12 protein-coding genes are annotated in these 16859 nt (G+C 67.9%); 6 read left to right on the top strand and 6 right to left on the bottom strand.

The genetic code is table 11. From position 1 onward, the window contains the following. Nucleotides 1-17: 17 nt before the first annotated feature. Nucleotides 18-1466 (bottom strand): efflux transporter outer membrane subunit, encoded by a 1449-nt coding sequence (locus AC07N6_RS17570; protein WP_494781398.1) that lies wholly within the window; start codon nt 1464-1466, stop codon nt 18-20. Nucleotides 1467-1674: 208 nt separating this feature from the next. Here AC07N6_RS17570 and AC07N6_RS17565 point away from each other — a divergent pair, with 208 nt between their 5' ends. From AC07N6_RS17565 to AC07N6_RS17550, 4 genes are all read left to right on the top strand, one after another. After that, nucleotides 1675-2772, top strand: coding sequence for an HlyD family secretion protein (locus tag AC07N6_RS17565; protein WP_494781399.1), 1098 nt, complete (start codon nt 1675-1677; stop codon nt 2770-2772). Nucleotide 2773: 1 nt separating this feature from the next. Next, entirely contained in the window at nt 2774-4387 is a 1614-nt protein-coding gene (locus AC07N6_RS17560; protein ID WP_494781400.1) for a DHA2 family efflux MFS transporter permease subunit, read from the top strand. Nucleotides 4388-4510: 123 nt separating this feature from the next. Beyond that, a complete protein-coding gene (locus tag AC07N6_RS17555; RefSeq protein ID WP_494781401.1) occupies nt 4511-4924 on the top strand; it encodes a nuclear transport factor 2 family protein in 414 nt (137 codons plus the stop codon). Nucleotides 4925-4961: 37 nt separating this feature from the next. After that, entirely contained in the window at nt 4962-6356 is a 1395-nt protein-coding gene (locus AC07N6_RS17550) for an NAD(P)/FAD-dependent oxidoreductase (RefSeq protein ID WP_494781402.1), read from the top strand. A 294-nt stretch (nt 6357-6650) separates the two neighbouring features. Here the strand turns inward: AC07N6_RS17550 and pdxR are convergent, their stop codons facing one another. From pdxR to tauA, 4 genes are all read right to left on the bottom strand, one after another. Continuing rightward, the gene (pdxR, locus tag AC07N6_RS17545; RefSeq protein ID WP_494781403.1) at nt 6651-8165 is read right to left on the bottom strand and encodes a MocR-like pyridoxine biosynthesis transcription factor PdxR; all 1515 of its coding nucleotides are present in this window, start codon (nt 8163-8165) and stop codon (nt 6651-6653) included. Between the two features lie 63 nt (nt 8166-8228). Beyond that, nucleotides 8229-9146 carry an ABC transporter permease subunit gene (locus tag AC07N6_RS17540; RefSeq protein WP_494781404.1) on the bottom strand — a complete coding sequence of 306 codons (918 nt, stop codon included), beginning with the start codon at nt 9144-9146 and terminating at the stop codon, nt 8229-8231. After that, a complete protein-coding gene (locus AC07N6_RS17535; protein ID WP_494781405.1) occupies nt 9146-9928 on the bottom strand; it encodes a taurine ABC transporter ATP-binding protein in 783 nt (260 codons plus the stop codon). The genes AC07N6_RS17540 and AC07N6_RS17535 overlap by 1 nt, the downstream gene beginning before the upstream one ends. A gap of 56 nt (nt 9929-9984) precedes the next feature. After that, a complete protein-coding gene (gene tauA / locus AC07N6_RS17530) occupies nt 9985-11022 on the bottom strand; it encodes a taurine ABC transporter substrate-binding protein (protein ID WP_494781406.1) in 1038 nt (345 codons plus the stop codon). 505 nt (nt 11023-11527) lie between these two features. Between tauA and AC07N6_RS17525 the strand changes: the two genes are divergently transcribed. After that, nucleotides 11528-12283, top strand: a complete 756-nt coding sequence (locus AC07N6_RS17525; protein ID WP_494781407.1) for a sulfite exporter TauE/SafE family protein — start codon at nt 11528-11530, stop codon at nt 12281-12283. A gap of 54 nt (nt 12284-12337) precedes the next feature. On the opposite strand, the gene AC07N6_RS17520 is transcribed toward AC07N6_RS17525, so the two are convergent. Continuing rightward, nucleotides 12338-13216: an oxygenase MpaB family protein gene (locus AC07N6_RS17520; protein ID WP_494781408.1), complete on the bottom strand. Its 879-nt coding sequence runs from the start codon at nt 13214-13216 to the stop codon at nt 12338-12340. 429 nt (nt 13217-13645) lie between these two features. Between AC07N6_RS17520 and AC07N6_RS17515 the strand changes: the two genes are divergently transcribed. Further along, the gene (locus AC07N6_RS17515) at nt 13646-16858 is read left to right on the top strand and encodes an efflux RND transporter permease subunit (protein ID WP_494781409.1); all 3213 of its coding nucleotides are present in this window, start codon (nt 13646-13648) and stop codon (nt 16856-16858) included. Nucleotide 16859 lies beyond the last annotated feature (1 nt).

Genomic DNA, 16859 nt, shown 5'->3' with positions numbered 1-16859 from the left:
GAGCATCTCCCGCTTCCTTACCAACCACCCCCCAGCGCCCGGAACACCGACACCGCTGCCCGCGCGTTGTCGGCATGCACCTGCGCCATCTGGTCCTGCGCCGCCAGCAGCAGGCGGTCTTCGGTCAGCACCTCGGCCAGGCTCAGCACGCCGCCCTGGTAGGCTTGCTCGGCGTTGCCGCGCGCGCGTTGCTGGGCATCGACCTGCGCCGCCAGTTCGCGCGACTGCTGTTCCAGTTGCACCAGCGCCATGATGGCGTTTGCCACATCCTCCACCGCCGTCAGCATGCTCTTGCGGTACAGCGCCAAGGCTTCCGCATGGGCGCCTTCGGCGCGTGCGATCTCGGCATCGATGCGGCCGAAGTCGAACAGGCGCCAGCGCAAGCCGAGCCCGCCCTGGGCCTGCAGGCTGTTGGCCGTCAGCAAGCCGGCCGCCCCCAGGCTCTGGAAGCCCAGCAGCGCCGACAGCGACAGGTCGGGATACCACGCCGCCATCGCCTGGCCGATGCGCTCATTGGAAGCGGCCAGCCTGCGCTCGGCCGCGATCACGTCGGGCCGGCGGCGCATCAGTTCCACGCTGCTCTGCGACACCGCGATGGCCGGCACGCGGCTGGCGTCGGCGCCCTCGGAAAGTTGCCGTGCGTAAGTCCCGGGCGCGGCGCCCATCAGTACGTCGAGGCGGTTGGTCTGGCGTTCCAGTTCGATGCGCAGCGGCGGCAGCGCTGCACGCGATTGCGCCAGGCGGGCATCGGCCTGGGCGATCTCGGCCACGCTTGCCAGGCCATCCTGCAGGCGCAGCCGCACGATCTCGCCGAGCTCGGCGCTGGCCTTGACCTGGTGTTCGGCCAGCGCGATGCGCGCTTGCGCGCCGCGGATGCGGAAGTAGGCATCCGCCGCTTCCGCCGCCACCGATATGCGCACGCCAAGCTGCTGCGCCTGGGCCGCCTGCAGCTCGGCATCGGCCGCCTGTGCGCCGCGCTGCAAGGCGCCGGCCAGGTCCAGTTCCCAGCTGGCGCCGGCGTCCAGTTCGAACAGGTTCTGCGTGCGCTGGTAGCCGGGGAAGCCGCTGGCGATCTCGCCCAGCGGACTTTGCAGCGATTGTTTCGCGCGCGCGGCCTGGCCGCCGAGTTCGCCTTCCGGCAAGCGGCGCGCGCCGGCGATGCGTGCACTCGCCCGCGCCTGTTCGACGCGTGCCAGCGCTGCCGACAAGTCCAGGTTCTGCGCCAGCACGCGCTGGATGATGCCGCTCAGCACCGGGTCGTCGAACCCATCCCACCAATGATCCAGCGCCGGCGCCGGCGCTTGCGCGGAACGCTGTTGCAGCAGGGCGACGTTGCGCAGCGGGGTGTCCTGGTATTCGGGGCGCCGGTAGTCCGGGCCGGTTGTGCAGGCGCTCAATGCCAGCGCGGCCGCTAGCGCGCCCAATGCCGGCAGGCGGCCGGCGCGCGAGGGAAACGGGGGATGCATGCTTCTGGCCTTTTCATCTGTTTCCGATGCCGGGGACGGCGGCGGAAGAAGTGGTCGATCAGGTTTTTGATGGTTACTTGCAAAATGATAGCTTGAAGTTTAAACTCACTATCGTTTTGAAAGCAACCTCTATTTGAGGCCTGTCGCGGCAACGGGAAAAGACGACGGGGCAGGCCGTCATCCACATCCAACCGCCATCGAGACCACCATGACCACCCAGAGCACCACCGGCGCCCCCGCGCAACCCGCCGCAACGATGCCGGCGCCCAGGAAGAAATCCACCCTGCTGACATACGCGCTGCTGGCCATCGCCGTGGTGGCGGCGGTTGCCTGGCTGGCGCATTGGCTGGCGGTGGGGCGTTATATCGAGAGCACCGACGACGCTTACGTCGGCGGCGACATCACCGTCATCTCCCCCAAGGTGGCCGGCAACATCGAGGCTGTGCTGGTCAAGGACAACCAGGCCGTGCATGCCGGCGACCTGCTGGTGAAACTGGATGGCCGCGACTACCAGGCCGCGCTGGCCAAGGCGACGGCGGCGGTGGCAGCGCAGGATGCGGCGCTGGCCAATCTCGACGCCGAGCGCCGCCTGCAGGCATCGGTGATCGACCAGGGCCGTGCCGGCGTGGCCGCGGCCGGGGCCGAGACATCGCGCACCCGCGACGACCAGGCGCGCTACCAGAACCTCTCGGCCAAGGCGGCGGTGTCGCTGCAGGCGGCGCAAAAGGCCGATGCCGACTACCGGCAGGCGCAGGCCAACGGCCAGAAGGCGCAGGCGGCATTGAACGCCGCGCAGCGCCAGCTGGACGTGATCGCCACGCAGAAGCAGCGGGTGCAGGCGGCGTTGCAACAGGCCCAGGCGGAGCAGCGCCTGGCCGAACTGAACCTGGCCTATACCGAATTGCGGGCGCCGGTCGATGGCGTGGTCGGCAACCGCCGCGCGCGGGTCGGCGCTTACGCCACCATCGGCGCGCAGTTGCTGTCGGTGGTGCCGGCACAGGGCCTGTGGGTCGATGCCAATTTCAAGGAAAGCCAGATCGCCCGCATGAAGCAAGGCCAGGCCGTCACCATCAAGGCCGACGTGCTGCCGGGCGAATCCTTCAGCGGCCACGTGCTGAGCCTGGCGCCGGCCACCGGCGCGCAGTTCAGCGTGCTGCCGGCGGAGAACGCCACCGGCAACTTCACCAAGATCGTCCAGCGGGTGCCGGTGCGCATCGCGCTGGACGGCGAGGGCGCGCGGCTGGGCAAGCTGCGTCCCGGCCTGTCGGTGACCGCCGAAGTCGACCAGCGCGCCGGCCGGAGCTGACATGGCGTCCGCCGCCACCGCCGCGCCGGTCGCGCCCCGGCCTGCCCCGGCCCCGGCCATGGGGCTCACGCTCACCACCCGCCAGCGCGTGTTCGCCTTCGCCACCATGTGCGTGGGCATGTTCATCGCGCTGCTGGACATACAGATCGTCTCGGCCTCGCTGGCCGATATCGGCGGCGGCCTCTCGGCGGGCGCCGATGAAACCGCCTGGGTGCAGACCAGTTACCTGATCGCCGAGATCATCGTCATCCCGCTGTCGGGCTGGCTCTCGCGCGTGATGTCCACGCGCTGGCTGTTCTCGGCCTCGGCGGTGGGATTCACCGTCGCCAGCCTGCTGTGCGGGCTGGCCTGGGACATCAACAGCATGATCACCTTCCGCGCGCTGCAAGGCTTCCTCGGCGGCTCGATGATCCCGCTGGTGTTCACCTCCGCCTTCTTCTATTTCCAGGGCAACCAGCGCGTGCTGGCCGCCGCCACCGTGGGCGCCCTGGCCTCGCTGGCGCCCACGCTGGGGCCGACCGTCGGCGGCTGGATCACCAGCAACTATTCGTGGCACTGGCTGTTCTTCATCAACCTGGTGCCGGGCATATTCGTGGCCGTGGTGGTGCCGATGATGGTGAAGATCGACAAGCCCGACCTGTCGCTGCTGCGCGGCGCCGACTATCCGGGCATGGTGTTGCTGGCGCTCGCGCTGGGCTGCCTGGAATACACGTTGGAAGAAGGGCCGCGCTACGGCTGGATGGGCGATGACGTGATCCGCGCCACCGCCTGGGTGGCGGCGATCTCCGGCATCGTCTTCGTCTGGCGCAGCCTCGCCTACGCGCATCCGGTGGTCGACCTGCGCGCGCTCAAGCAGCGCAACTTCGCGCTGGGCTGCTTCTTTTCCTTCGTCACCGGCATCGGCCTGTTTGCCACCATCTACCTGACGCCGGTATTCCTGGCGCGCGTGCGCGGCTTCTCGGCGCTCGACATCGGGCTGGCGATCTTTTCCACCGGCCTGTTCCAGATCCTCGCCATCCCGGTCTACACCATGGTGGCGCGCAGGGTCGACCTGCGCTGGCTGATGATGTTCGGGCTGGCCTGCTTCACGCTGTCGCTGTGGAACTTCACGCCCGTCACGCACGACTGGGGCTGGCGCGAGCTGCTGCTGCCGCAGGCGCTGCGCGGCTTCTCGCAACAGTTCGCCGTCGCCCCGGTGGTGACGCTGACCTTGGGCTCGCTGGCGCCGGAACGCCTGAAGCTGGCCTCGGGGCTGTTCAACCTGATGCGCAACCTGGGCGGCGCGATCGGCATCGCGGTGTGCGGCACCATCTTGAACGACCGCACCAACCTGCATTTCCTGCGCCTGGCCGAACACCTCAACGCCGGCAACGAGGCGATGGCCGACATGCTGCGCAACGGCGCGCACAACCTGCTGGCCGCCGGCGTGGATGCCGGCGCGAACGAAGCCGGCGCCTTGCGCAACCTGGCGCGACTGGCCATGCGCGAGGCGCAGACCCAGGCCGTGGCCGACGCCTTCTTCGTCATCATGCTATGCCTGCTGGCGGCCACGCTGATGGTGCCGCTGATGCGCAAGGTGGAACCGCCCAAGGCGCCGCCGCCGGATGCGCATTGAGGGATTGCGGGCAGGCATCGCTGGCCTGATCGAAAGCGGCGGCTGGCTCTATGGCCATGCCGCCGGCCTCATTTAGGCTCTGTCGTATCGCCCTTGACGGGCATCGACAAAGCCGGAGCGTTCATGTCCCGATCTTCCCCATCCTCTCCATTCTTGCCGGGCGTCGACGTCGAGATGCTGCAAGCCTTCTCGGACGCCTGGAACCGCCACGACCTGGACGCGCTCATGCAATTCATGCACGAGGATTGCGTCTTCCTGAGCGCCGCCGGCAATGCCGCGCACGGCACCCGCCATGCCGGCCATGCGGCGGTGGCGCAGGCCTTCGCCTCGGCCTGGGCCAGCTTCCCGGATGCCCAGTGGCGCAACGGACGGCACTGGGTGGCAGGCGAGCGCGGCGTATCCGAATGGACCTTCACCGGTACCGCGGCCGATGGGACGCGGGTGGAAGCCGACGGCGTCGACCTGTTCCTCTTCCGCGACGGCAAGATCCTGCAAAAGAACGCGTTCCGCAAGGACCGCCCGCGCATTGTCGCCTGATCCCTTGGTCGCCCGATCCCTTTCCGCCGCCCCTGCCATGAACCGTTTCCCTGCCGCCGCCGCTCCCTACGATCCGGCTTTCGATCCGCTGGTGTCGCAATCGCCCGGCCGCAACATGGACTACGCGCCTACCTACTGGGTCGCCAGCGCCGGCGCGCCGCCGGCCGATGACGGCCCCATTGCGGGCGACGTCGATGCCGATGTGGTCATCATCGGATCGGGCTTCACCGGCTTGGCGACCGCATTGTTCCTGGCGCAGGAGCATGGCATCCGCGCCACCGTGCTGGAGGCGAACCGGGTGGCCTGGGGCTGCACCAGCCGCAACGGCGGGCAGGGCCAGAACGCCAGCGGACGGCTGTACCGCTCGCAGTGGATCGAGCGCTGGGGCTTGCCCGCCGCCCTGCGCCTGGACCAGGAGATCCGCGCCGGCTTCGACACCTTCCGCCAACTGGTGCAGCAGATCGATTGCGATCCCCAGCCGGGCGGCCATCTTTACATCGCGCACCGGCCCAAGAAGATGGCCTTCCTGGAAAACGAGGCGCGCGTGATGCGCGAACACTTCGGCTACGCCACGCGCATCCTCGGCGGCGACGAAGTGCGGCGCGACTGGTGCGCGGACCAGGAGGCGGCAGGCGCCATGCACGAGCCGGAAGGCATCTGCGTGCATCCGCTGAAGCTGGCCTTCGGCTATCTGGACAAGGCGCGCGCGCTGGGCGCCCGCGTGCATCCGTCGAGCCCGGTCACCGGCTGGGAAACGCGCAACGGTGTGCATCATCTGCGCACCCCCGGCGGCATCGTGCGCGCCCGCGCAGTGGCGGTGGCCACCGGCGCCTATGGCTTGCCGGGCTTGACGCCGCTGCTGAAGAACCGGATTTTCCCGGTGCTCTCCAACTCCATCGTCACGCGCCCGCTGACCGACGAAGAACTGGCGGCGACCAACTTTCTCACGCATCAGGCCATCACCGATACCCGCACCTTGCGCTTCTATTACCGTTTGCTGCCGGACCGCCGCGTGCAGATCGGGAGCCGCAGCGCCATCGCCGGCGCCGACGCGCATCGGGAATCGCATTACCGCCTGCTGGCCGATGGGCTGGCGCGCAAGTTTCCCGCGCTCAAGGGCATACAGATCGATTATTCGTGGTGGGGCTGGGTCGATGTCAGCCACGATATGATGCCGCGCGTGGTGCAACCCGATCCGGCGCAAAGCGTGTATTACGCGCTGGGCTATGGCGGCAACGGCGTGTCATTCTCGGCGCACGCGGGGCGGCGCATGGCCGAGCGCATCGCCGGCTTGCGCGGGCCCGAGATCGATTTGCCGATCTACGGCAGCGCATTGCCGTTTCCGCGCCAGGGCGAATGGGCCGCGCCGTTCCGGCGGCTGGGGCAAAGCATGCTTTACCGCTGGTACTGGCTGCGCGACGAAGTGCTGTAGGCAACGGCAAAGGGCCAACGCCAGTAATGCCGTTCAGTGAAGCGCTGAACGGCATTTGTGTTTGTGGTGGTTTGTGGAGTCCAGATTCCGTTCGCCCTGAGTAGCTGCGCAGCAGCGTATCGAAGGGCAGGCAAAGCCGCTGACGCCGGTGCGCTGGCTTCGATACGGCCCTGGCGGGCCTACTCAGCCCGAACGGGGTCTGTGATGAGAGTTTCAGAATTAGAACGCATCTCACGCCTATTTATGAAATGAGTTCTAGTCTTGACTGAACGGCATTGTCCGCCGCCCGCCGCTTCAGCGCGGCGGACGCAGCCGGTTGGCCAGCGCGGCCAGTTCGCGGATGCCGGGTTCGATGCGCTCCAGCGCGATCGAGGAAAATCCCAGCCGCACGCAATCGAACCGGCCTTCTTGCCGCAGAAAGAAGGGGTCGCCCGACTCGATCAGAATACCCTGCTCGAAAGCCGTCTGGCGCAGCGCGCGCGTGTCGGTGCCGGCGGGGAAGCATCCCCACAAGGCCGAACCGCCGTCCGGCGCGATGAATTCCAGCATCGGCAGATGCGCGCGCACCGCTTCGATCAGCACCGAGGCGCGGCGCGCCAGCTCCTCGCGCATCAGGTGCAGGAAGCGGTCGTAGTGGCCGTGCGAGATGAACAGCGCCGCGGCCATCTGGTTGTTGCTGGCCGGATGGCGGATCATCAGGCGGCGCAGCACGCGCAGTTGCACCACCACTTCCGCCGGCGCCACGATATAGCCGATGCGCAGGCCCGGCGAGAGCGTTTTCGACAGGCTGCCGATATAGATCACGCGCTGTTCATGGTCGATCGCCTTGAGCGCCGGCGACGGTTTGCCGACGTATTGCATCTCGGCGTCATAGTCGTCCTCGATGATGAGGCCATCGTGCCGGCGCGCCCAATCGAGCAAGGCCAGCCGGCGTTCGGTGGAAAGCGTGATGCCGCTCGGGCACTGGTGGCTGGGGGTGCAGTACAGGGTTTGCGCCTGCCGCAGCAGGGCTTCGTCGGGCTGCACGCCGTCGCGGTCGAGCGGCAAGCCCACCAGGCCGGCGCCGCGCCGCAGGAAGATATTGCGCGCATCCATGTAGCCGGGATCTTCCACCGCCACGGTTGAACCTGGCGGCACCAGCAGTTCGCTCACCAGATAGAGCGCCTGTTGCGCGCCCACCGTGAGCAATACCTCATCGCGCCGTGCGGCGATGCCGCGCCGCGGCAGCACGCGTTTAATCAGTTGGTCCACCAAAGAGCCGTTGTCGTGGTCGATGGCATCCGGCGCCCAGTCGCGGATGGAGCTCACATCCAGCGCCTGGCGGCTGCATTCGCGCCAGTCGGCAATCGGGAACAGGCTGGGATCGAACTGGCCGTACAGGAAGGGATAGCGGTAGCGTTGCCAGTCGCCGGGCTTGTCCAGCCATTTCATCCCGGCCGGCAACGCGTGCATGCGCGCAGGCCAGTCCACCTGGCGTTGTTGCGGCCGCTGCTCGCCGGCTTGCGCGGCGCGCGCGCTGTGCCGGCTCTGCGGATAGCGTTCGCTGACGTAGTAGCCGTTGCGCGGCCGGTTCTCCAGATAACCGTCTTCGGCCAGCTTCTCGTAGACCAGCACCACGGTATTGCGCGAGATCGACAGCATGTCGGCCAGTTCGCGGCTGGACGGCAGGCGCATGCCCGCCATCAGGCGGCCGTCCAGCACCGCGTCGACCAGTTGCACGCGCAGCTGGCTTTGCAGTGTCGCCCCGTGCCGATCCGGATCGGGGAAAATCTGGCGCCACATCACCTGATGGGACTCGCTGCCGCGCACGGGGCTTCTCCGCAGTTGCAATGTTTTCCTTCACGCAGGAACCATGCCAGAACGCGCTCGCGCCTACATGCGGCCCTTCCACGGAATCAGTCGCTGCTCCATCTTGCGCATGAGCAGGTCGATCAGGTAAGCCAGCAGGCCGATCACGGCGATGCCCATGATCACCACATCGGTACGCAGGAAGTTGGAGGCGTTGAGCACCATCTGGCCGATGCCGGCCGTGGCCGCCACCATCTCGGCCGCCACCAGGGTGGTCCAGCCGAAGCCGACTGCGATGCGCATGCCGGTCAGGATTTCCGGCAGCGCCGCCGGAAACACCACCAGGCGGATCACTTGCCAGTGGCTCGCGCCCAGCGAACGGGCGGCGTTGATCTGCTCGATCGCCACCGAGCGCACACCGGCCTTGGAAGCCATCGCCAGCGGCGCGAAGCAGGCCAGGTAGATCAGCGTGACCTTGGCGCTTTCGTCGATGCCCAGCCAGATCACGATCAGCGGCAGGTAAGCCAGCGGCGGCAGCGGCCGGTAGAACTCGATGATGGGGTCGGCAATGCCGCGCGCCAGGCGCGAGGTGCCCATCGCGATGCCGAGCGGTACCGCGGTCGCCACCGCCAGCAGGAAGGCGGACATCACGCGGGTGATGCTGATCAGCATATGCTGGGCCAGCGGCGTATCGCCCTGCGTCTGCCCCTGCAGCGCGCCGACGAAGGCGGCGAAAGTGGCCTGCGGCGTCGGCAGGAACAAGGGCTTGATCCAGTGCAGCGCGGTGGCCATCCACCACAGCAGCAACAGCGCGGCGACGGTCATGGTGCTGATCAGCCAGGTGCTGCCCTGGCCCGGCGCGCCATAGCTGCGCATGCGGCGGCGCTTGCGCGCGCGGGCTGTCGCCGGGCCGGGGGCGGGGGCGTGGTGATCGTTCGTCATGGGCAACTCGCGGCAGTCGGTGGCGGGGGCAAGCTCGGGGGCAGCGGCGGCGCTGTTCATCAATGCGCTCCGGAAGAGGTCTCGTGCACCAGGGCCAGCACGCGCTCGCGCGCGGCGATGAATTCGGGATCGGCCTTGGTGCCGCGGGCGTCGCGCGATTGCAGGTAGCGGCGGGCGAAGGGCATGGGCAGGTCATGCATCACGCGGCCGGGGTTGGGCGCCATCACGATCAGGCGCGTGGCCAGGAACAGCGCCTCTTCGACATCGTGGGTGATGAAGAAGAACACGCCTTGCGCTTCGTGCCACAAGTTCAGCAGCAGTTCCTGGATCGATTCGCGGGTGAAGGCATCCAGCGCGCCCAGCGGTTCGTCCAGCAGCATGACCGCCGGCGACGAGGCGATTGCGCGCGCCACGCCCACGCGCTGCTGCATGCCGCCCGACAGTTCGTACACCTGCTTGTAGGCCGACGGCAGAAGGCCCACCTTGTTGAGGCATTCGAGGCCGATGCGGCGCCGTTCATGCAGCGGCATCTTGCGCAGCTTCAGCCCGAACTCGACGTTTTCCACCACATTCATCCACGGCATCAACGCATGCTTCTGGAACACCACGCCGCGGTCCGACCCCGGGCCGTCCACCGGCTCGCCGTCCAGCAACACTTCGCCCCGGGTCGGCGGGATGAAACCGGCGATGGTGTTCAACAGCGTGGTCTTCCCGCAGCCGGAGGCGCCCAGCGCCACCACGAACTCGCCCGCCGGGATCGACAGCGAGACATTGTCCAGCGCCAGGCTGGGAGGTCCCTTGCGGGCCGGATATTCGATCGAGACCTGGTTGATTTCAAGCATGTCCGTTCTCCGTGGATGGATGGCCGATGATGCCGCCGACGCCGCCGATATGCCGCTTACTTGTCGGCGGCGACCGCCTTGACGTATTGGTCGGTCACGCCCACCGAATAGTCCGGCAGGATGGCCTGCAAGGTCTTTTGCTCTTTCAGGAATTCAGCCGTGGCTTGCAGCGACTTGACCGCGCCCGCGCTCTTGCCGCCCGACAGCCACTTGGCCGAAGCCTGCTCGGCCGGCGTCGGGAACTGGTACAGCTTGAGCGCCGCCGCCACCTCTCCCGGCTCGCCGCCGGAGATGGCCGCCACCGCCTTGCCCTGTGGCGTGTCGCCGGTCCACTGGCCCGGATTGGCGCGGTACATGGCGTCGTACCTGGCCAGGATCCTGACGAAGCTCAGCATGAATTTCTCGTTGTCCTTGGCCCAGTCGCGGTTGACCACGAAACCGTCGAAGGTGGCGATGCCGGTGTCGGCGGCGATCTTGCCGGAGCTGGTCACCACCTTGCCGTTGGCGCCGATCTTGGCCAGCACCGGGTTCCAGATGTAGGCGGCATCGATGTCGCCGCGCTCCCAGGCGGCGGCGATTTCAGGCGGGCGCATATTGAGCACCTTGACGTCGGCAGGCGACAGGCCGGCCTGCTTGATCGCCAGCAGCGCGTGGAAGTGGCTGGTGGAGACGAACGGCACGCCCAGGCGCTTGCCCTTGAGTTGCGCCACCGAGGCGATGCCGGAACCGTTGCGCGCCACCAGCGCCTCGGCGTCGTTGATGTTGTCGAGGATCCAGAACAGCTGGATCGGCAGGCCCTGCGACAGGCCGGCGGCCACCGGGCTGGACCCGGCCTCGCCGATCTGCACGTTGCCCGAGGCCATGGCGCGGATCACATCGCCGCCGCCGCCGAACTTGCGGTAGTTCACCTTGTAGCCGGTTTCCTTGGCGGCTTCGTCGAGTTGCTGGGCGTAGCGCCACGGCACCATCATGTCCTGAAAGGCGATGGTGACTTCCTTGCCGGCGGCCAGCGCGTTGCCGGCGGCGGCGATCAGGCCGGCCGCGGCCAGCAGCCGGAGGTTGGAGATCATGCTGCGCAAAACAGATGTTTTCATGCGATACCCCTCGATGAGTTGTGATGTGGAGATCCAGCCGGCAAATGCCGCGGAACAGGGCCGCCATGTGGTTCGGCGCCGCCCGGCACGGCGGGACTGCATGCTGCAACGCATCTACTGTGACGCAGAAAGCGCGCCAGCCGATGGAGCCACAGCGCGCTTTCGATTGGACCAGTGGCGGCGTTGGCGCCGGCGCGGGCAAGCATATCCGGCGGTCGACGGCGGGAGCGGCCGGCACGGCGCCCATGGCGCGCAACCAGGCCGCCATGCGGGCACGGCGTGCATTCCCGCTGTGCAGCGATTCGCGATCGGCACCTTTTTTGTGCATGCGGCGCGGCCGCTTGCGCTGGCTCCATCGAAAGCCGGATTTGGCCTCATGCGTACGCCGCAAGCAATGCAATGATTGCGCCATCTCATCCTGGAGCCGGGCCATGCCTGTCGTCATCTATCTCGCCGTGCCGCGCATGCGCCGGCGCCGCCTTCTGCGGCGCGGAGGAGGCGGGGCATGAACCTGAACGCGGCGGCGCTTGCCGTGCTGCTCGCAGTCAGCCTGCTGGCCGGGTTGGCCAAGGGCGTGACCGGTTTCGGCGGGGCGCTGGTGATGGCGCCCTTGTTCGGCTTGGTCTTGCCGGCGCCGCAGGCCGCGGCGCTGATCGTGCTGGTCAATTGCGCGGCCTCGCTGCAAGGGTGCCGGCGCTGGCTGCGCATGGTGCGCTGGAAGTCGGTGGCGCCGCTGGCGGCGATCGCGCTGGCCTGTACCGCCATCGGCGTGCGCGTCATCGCCGGCGGCAGTTGGCAAGACCTGCACCGCGCCATCGGCATCTGCGTGCTGGCGGTAACGGCCCTGCATATGCTGGGCTGGCGCTGGCGGCATGCCGGCGGCGTGACGCCGACACTGGCCGCTGGCGCGGTGTCGGGCGCCATGACGGCGCTGTGCGGCATCGGCGGGGTGGCGGCGGTGTATTACTTCAATGGCATCGACGCCCAGCGGCGAGACGACGCGCAGGAGAGCGATATCGCCGGTCTGCGCGCCAACCTGCTGGGCTACTTCGCCTTGCTGTTTTCCGGCGCCGCGCTGATCCTGGCAATGGATGGCCAGGTCGGTGCGCCGCAATTGTGGACCAGCGCCGTGCTGGCGCCGGCATTCGCCGCCGGCGTGGCGCTGGGCGAGCGCATCTACGGGATGCTGCCGCAACGCTGGTTCCATCGCATCGTGTCCGCCTTGCTGCTCTGTGCGGGAGTGGCGGCGATGATGGGATGAGAGATCGGGCGCCGCGCCGGTTCCAGCGCCGACTGCAAAAGTAGGTACAAGCAGTCAACCGAACGGCGCCAGCCCCATGCGCCGGCGCGCCAGGTGGATCGAGCCGTTGCGCACCGCCCAGCGCACCGGCAGCGCGGCGACCGCCACCGAGCGGGTCAGCAGGGCGCTGCGCGCGGGCGAGCGTTGTGTCACGCCCAGCATCTGCTGCGCCCAGTCCGGCAGCAGGTCGACCCCGGCGCGCATCATCAGCCGCGTCCACGGCAGGGCCAGCGCGTTGGGCGCAGGCGCGTTCAACACCAGCTCCAGCGTCTTGCGGGTGCGGTCGTCGCAGCGCAGTTGCCGGCGCATCCCTTCGATATAGGCATCGGCCGCCGCGCGCGAACGCGGCACATCCAGCGCGCCCAGCGCCTCGGCCACGCGCGCCATCTCATCGAAGTAGCGGTCTTGCCCGGCGGGCGCGAAATCCGGGTTGCGGTAGCGCAGGTAGGCGCGCAAGAAGCAACTGACCTCGGCCGTGTGCACCCAGCTCAACAATGCCGGGTCGCTGGCGGCATACGGCGTGCCGTCGGGCCCGGTGCCGCTGACTTGCAGGTGGATATGCCGGACGCGCGCGATCAGCCGTTCGGCGTCGGCGCGGCTGCCGAAGGTGGTGCCGGCGATGAACTGCGCGGTGCGGCGCAGGCGGCCCAGCATGTCGTCCTGGAAATTGGAATGGTCCCATACGCCGGCCAGCGGCAGCGGGTGCAGCATCTGCAGCAGCAGCGCCGCCACGCCGCCGGTCAGCATGGCGGTGAAGTCGCTGTGCACCTGCCAGGCGGCCGAGTCGGGGCCGAACAGGCCGGGGTCGCCGGGCGGGGTGAGGAAGTCGGCGCTGCCGGGCGGACGGCTGATGGCCAGCACGCTGGCTTCGATGCGCTTGCGCAGGAATTCCATGCGATGAGAATCCAGGGTGATTGGGGGGAGAGCAGCAGGCAGTTTGCCACAGCCTGTCGGCATCTCTCGGAAGTGGCCGCCGTGGGCGCGCCTAACTGACATTTCTGTCAGAAAAAATTCCTGCCCGCCGGCCGGCACGCCGCGTTGTGCACCGCTACAATAACCGACGCTGCAGGCCGTTCACAAACAAGAACAGGCTAGTGTCCAGGACACTAGATCCGCACAGGCGAAAGCCGGCGGCAGGGGGAGACGGCCCGGCAAGGCATCAGGACTTGGAATCAGGGAGCGGGGCCGCACAGGGGATACGCGCGGCCGCGCATGACAAAAAAGCAAACAGGGCGGCCACGACACGCCGCGTCGCAGCCGGCGATAGCCGGAAACCATCGACGCGCGCTCGCCCGCACCTATTGATGAAATGAGTTCCACCCCATGAACATGGTTGCGCTGGCCTTGCGCCGCCCGTACACCTTCATCGTGATGGCGATGCTGATCGTCCTCGCCACGCCGTTGACCTTGCTCAACATGGCCACCGACATCTTCCCGGAAATCAATATCCCGGTGGTCAGCATCATCTGGAACTACAACGGCCTGTCGGCCCAGGAAATGGGCCAGCGCATCGCCGCCCAGAACGAGCGCGGGCTGACCACGGTGGTGAGCGACATCGAGCACATCGAGTCGCAATCGCTGGCCGGGGTCTCGGTGATCAAGGTGTTCTTCCAGCCCAAGGCCAACATCCAGCAGGCGATCGCGCAGGTGGTGGCCTCGGTGCAGTCGCAGGTGCGCCAGCTGCCGCCGGGCATCACGCCGCCGCTGGTGATCAAGTATTCGGCCTCCAGCATTCCGGTGATGCAGCTGGCGCTGTCTTCGCCGACCCTGCCCGAGCAGACCGTGTTCGACGCCGCGGTGCAGACGCTGCGTCCGCAACTGATCACCATCCCCGGCGTGGCCGTGCCTTATCCCTATGGCGGCAAGTCGCGCCTGATCTCGGTCGACCTCGACACCCAGGCCATGCAGGCGCGCGGGCTGGCGCCGATCGACGTGGTCAACGCGGTCAACACGCAAAACCTGATCCTGCCCTCCGGCACCGCCAAGTTCGGCGCCACCGAATACACGGTCAAGATGAACGGCTCGCCGGAAGCGGTGGCCGGGCTCAACGAGCTGCCGGTGCGCACCGCCAACGGCGCCACCATCTACCTGAAGGACGTGGCCAACGTGCGCGACGGCTTCTCGCCGCAGACCAACGTGGTGCGCCAGGACGGCGCGCGCGGCGTCCTGCTGTCGATCCTCAAGAACGGCGGCGCCTCCACGCTGGACATCGTCGCCAACCTGCGCAAGATGCTGCCGCAGGCGCAACAGACCCTGCCGGAAGACGTCAAGATCACGCCGCTGTTCGACCAGTCGCTGTTCGTGAAAGCGGCGGTGGCCGGCGTGATCAGCGAAGCCCTGATCGCCGCCGGCCTGACCGCGGCGATGGTGCTGCTGTTCCTGGGCAACTGGCGCAGCACGCTGATCATCGGCCTGACCATTCCGCTGTCGATCATGGCCGCCATCCTGGCGCTGGCGGCGCTGGGCGAGACCTTGAACCTGATGACGCTGGGCGGCCTGGCGCTGTCGGTCGGCATCCTGGTCGACCAGGCCATCGTCACCATCGAGAACATCGAACGCCACATGCACCTGGGCAAGCCGCTGCATGACGCCATCATCGTCGGCGCCGGCGAGATCGGCGTGCCGGCCTTCGTCTCCACGCTGTGCATCTGCATCGTGTTCGTGCCGATGTTCTTCCTCTCCGGCGTGGCGCGCTTCCTGTTCGTGCCGCTGGCCGAGGCGGTGGTGTTCGCGATGGTGGCGTCCTACATCCTGTCGCGCACGCTGGTGCCGACGCTGGTGATGCTGCTCATGGGCAGCCACGGCCAGGTCGACGGCGCCAAGAAGAGCCTGCTGCAGCGCGTCTACCTGGCCTTCGACAACCGTTTCGAGCGCGTGCGGCGCGGCTACACGCTGGTGCTGTCCTCGCTGCTGTCGCACCGGCGCCGTTTCGCGCTGGCCTTCCTCGGCTTTTGCCTGCTGTCCTGCCTGCTGTACCCGTTCCTCGGCCGCGACTTCTTCCCCAGCGTCGATGCCGGCCAGTTGCGCCTGCACATGCGCGCGCCCACCGGCACCCGCATCGAAGAAACCGCGCGCCTGGCCGACCAGGTCGAGCGCGTGATCCGCGAGCTGATTCCCGAGAACGAGCTGGAAACCATCCTCGACAACCTCGGCGTGCCCAACTCCGGCATCAACCTTTCCTACAGCAACTCCGGCACCATCGGCACGCTGGACGGCGAAATGCTGATGGCGCTGAAAGAGGGCCACCGCCCCAGCGAAGAGCTGATGGCGCTGCTGCGCGCCGAGCTGCCCAAGCGCTTCCCGGGCGTGGAGTTCTTCTTCCAGCCGGCCGACATCGTCACCCAGATCCTCAACTTCGGTTTGCCGGCCGCCATCGACGTGCAGTTCACCGGCGCCAACATGGAGCGCAATGCCGAACTGGCGGCCGAGCTGACCAAGCAAATCCGGCAGATCCCCGGCGCCGTCGACGCCCACGTACACCAGCGCCTGGACGGCCCGGCGCTGGACCTGCGCATCGACCGCACGCGCTTGCAGCAGTTCGGCCTGTCGGCCTCCAACGTCGGCCAGAACCTGCTGATCGCGCTGTCGGGCAGCTCGCAGACGCAGCCGGCGTTCTGGCTCAACCCCAACAACGGCGTGGTCTACAGCATCGCGGTGCAGTCCCCGCAATACACGGTCGATTCGCTCGACGCGCTGCTCAACATTCCGGTCGGCGCCGGCGCCAATGCGGCAGCCAATGCCGCGCTGCCCAACGCCAACACGCAATTGCTGGGCAACCTGGTCGACGTGCGCGCCGGGCGCCAGATGGCGATCGCCTCGCGCTACAACATCTCGCCGGCCATCGATGTCTTCGTCAGCGTGCAGGGCACCGACCTGGCCAGCGTGGCCGGCAAGGTGGAAAAGCTGGTGGACGAGGTCCGGCCCAAGCTGCCGCGCGGCAGCCAGGTGGTGATCCGCGGCCAGGTGGAAACCATGCAGTCCTCCTTCATCGGCCTGGGCGTCGGCCTGGCGATGGCGATCGTGCTGGTCTACCTGCTGGTGGTGGTCAACTTCCAGTCGTGGATCGACGCCGCCATCATCATCGCCGCCTTGCCGGCGGCGCTGGCGGGCATCGCCTGGATGCTGTTCATCACCGGCACCACGCTGTCGGTGCCGGCGCTGACCGGGGCCATCATGACCATGGGCGTGGCCACCGCCAACAGTATCCTGATCGTGGCCTTCGCCCGCCAGCGCAGGGAGGATGGCGCCACGCCGCTGGCCGCCGCGCTGGAGTCGGGCGCGACCCGCATCCGGCCGGTGCTGATGACGGCGCTGGCGATGATCATCGGCATGATCCCCATGGCGCTGGGCCTGGGCGAAGGCGCCGAGCAGAATGCGCCGCTGGGGCGCGCGGTGATCGGCGGCCTGCTGCTGGCCACCGTATCGACGCTGTTTTTCGTGCCGGTGGTATTCGCCGGCGTGCATCAGAGATTGGCCCGTCGGGCGGAGCGACGCGGATCGCCTATTCCGCCGGCCGGGCACGTACAGGAGAATTGAG

Source organism: Herbaspirillum sp. GW821-FHT09A12, assembly GCF_059418325.1.
This window is presented reverse-complemented; position numbering and strand designations above follow the sequence as displayed.

Coding starts and splice junctions, on each gene's coding strand:
- tauA (WP_494781406.1), bottom strand. CDS start 11,022: ATGAAAACATCTGTTTTGCGCAGCATGATCTCCAACCTCCGGCTGCTG.
- AC07N6_RS17525 (WP_494781407.1), top strand. CDS start 11,528: ATGAACCTGAACGCGGCGGCGCTTGCCGTGCTGCTCGCAGTCAGCCTG.
- AC07N6_RS17565 (WP_494781399.1), top strand. CDS start 1,675: ATGACCACCCAGAGCACCACCGGCGCCCCCGCGCAACCCGCCGCAACG.
- AC07N6_RS17540 (WP_494781404.1), bottom strand. CDS start 9,146: ATGAACAGCGCCGCCGCTGCCCCCGAGCTTGCCCCCGCCACCGACTGC.
- AC07N6_RS17535 (WP_494781405.1), bottom strand. CDS start 9,928: ATGCTTGAAATCAACCAGGTCTCGATCGAATATCCGGCCCGCAAGGGA.
- AC07N6_RS17515 (WP_494781409.1), top strand. CDS start 13,646: ATGAACATGGTTGCGCTGGCCTTGCGCCGCCCGTACACCTTCATCGTG.
- AC07N6_RS17560 (WP_494781400.1), top strand. CDS start 2,774: ATGGCGTCCGCCGCCACCGCCGCGCCGGTCGCGCCCCGGCCTGCCCCG.
- AC07N6_RS17520 (WP_494781408.1), bottom strand. CDS start 13,216: ATGGAATTCCTGCGCAAGCGCATCGAAGCCAGCGTGCTGGCCATCAGC.
- AC07N6_RS17570 (WP_494781398.1), bottom strand. CDS start 1,466: ATGCATCCCCCGTTTCCCTCGCGCGCCGGCCGCCTGCCGGCATTGGGC.
- AC07N6_RS17555 (WP_494781401.1), top strand. CDS start 4,511: ATGTCCCGATCTTCCCCATCCTCTCCATTCTTGCCGGGCGTCGACGTC.
- AC07N6_RS17550 (WP_494781402.1), top strand. CDS start 4,962: ATGAACCGTTTCCCTGCCGCCGCCGCTCCCTACGATCCGGCTTTCGAT.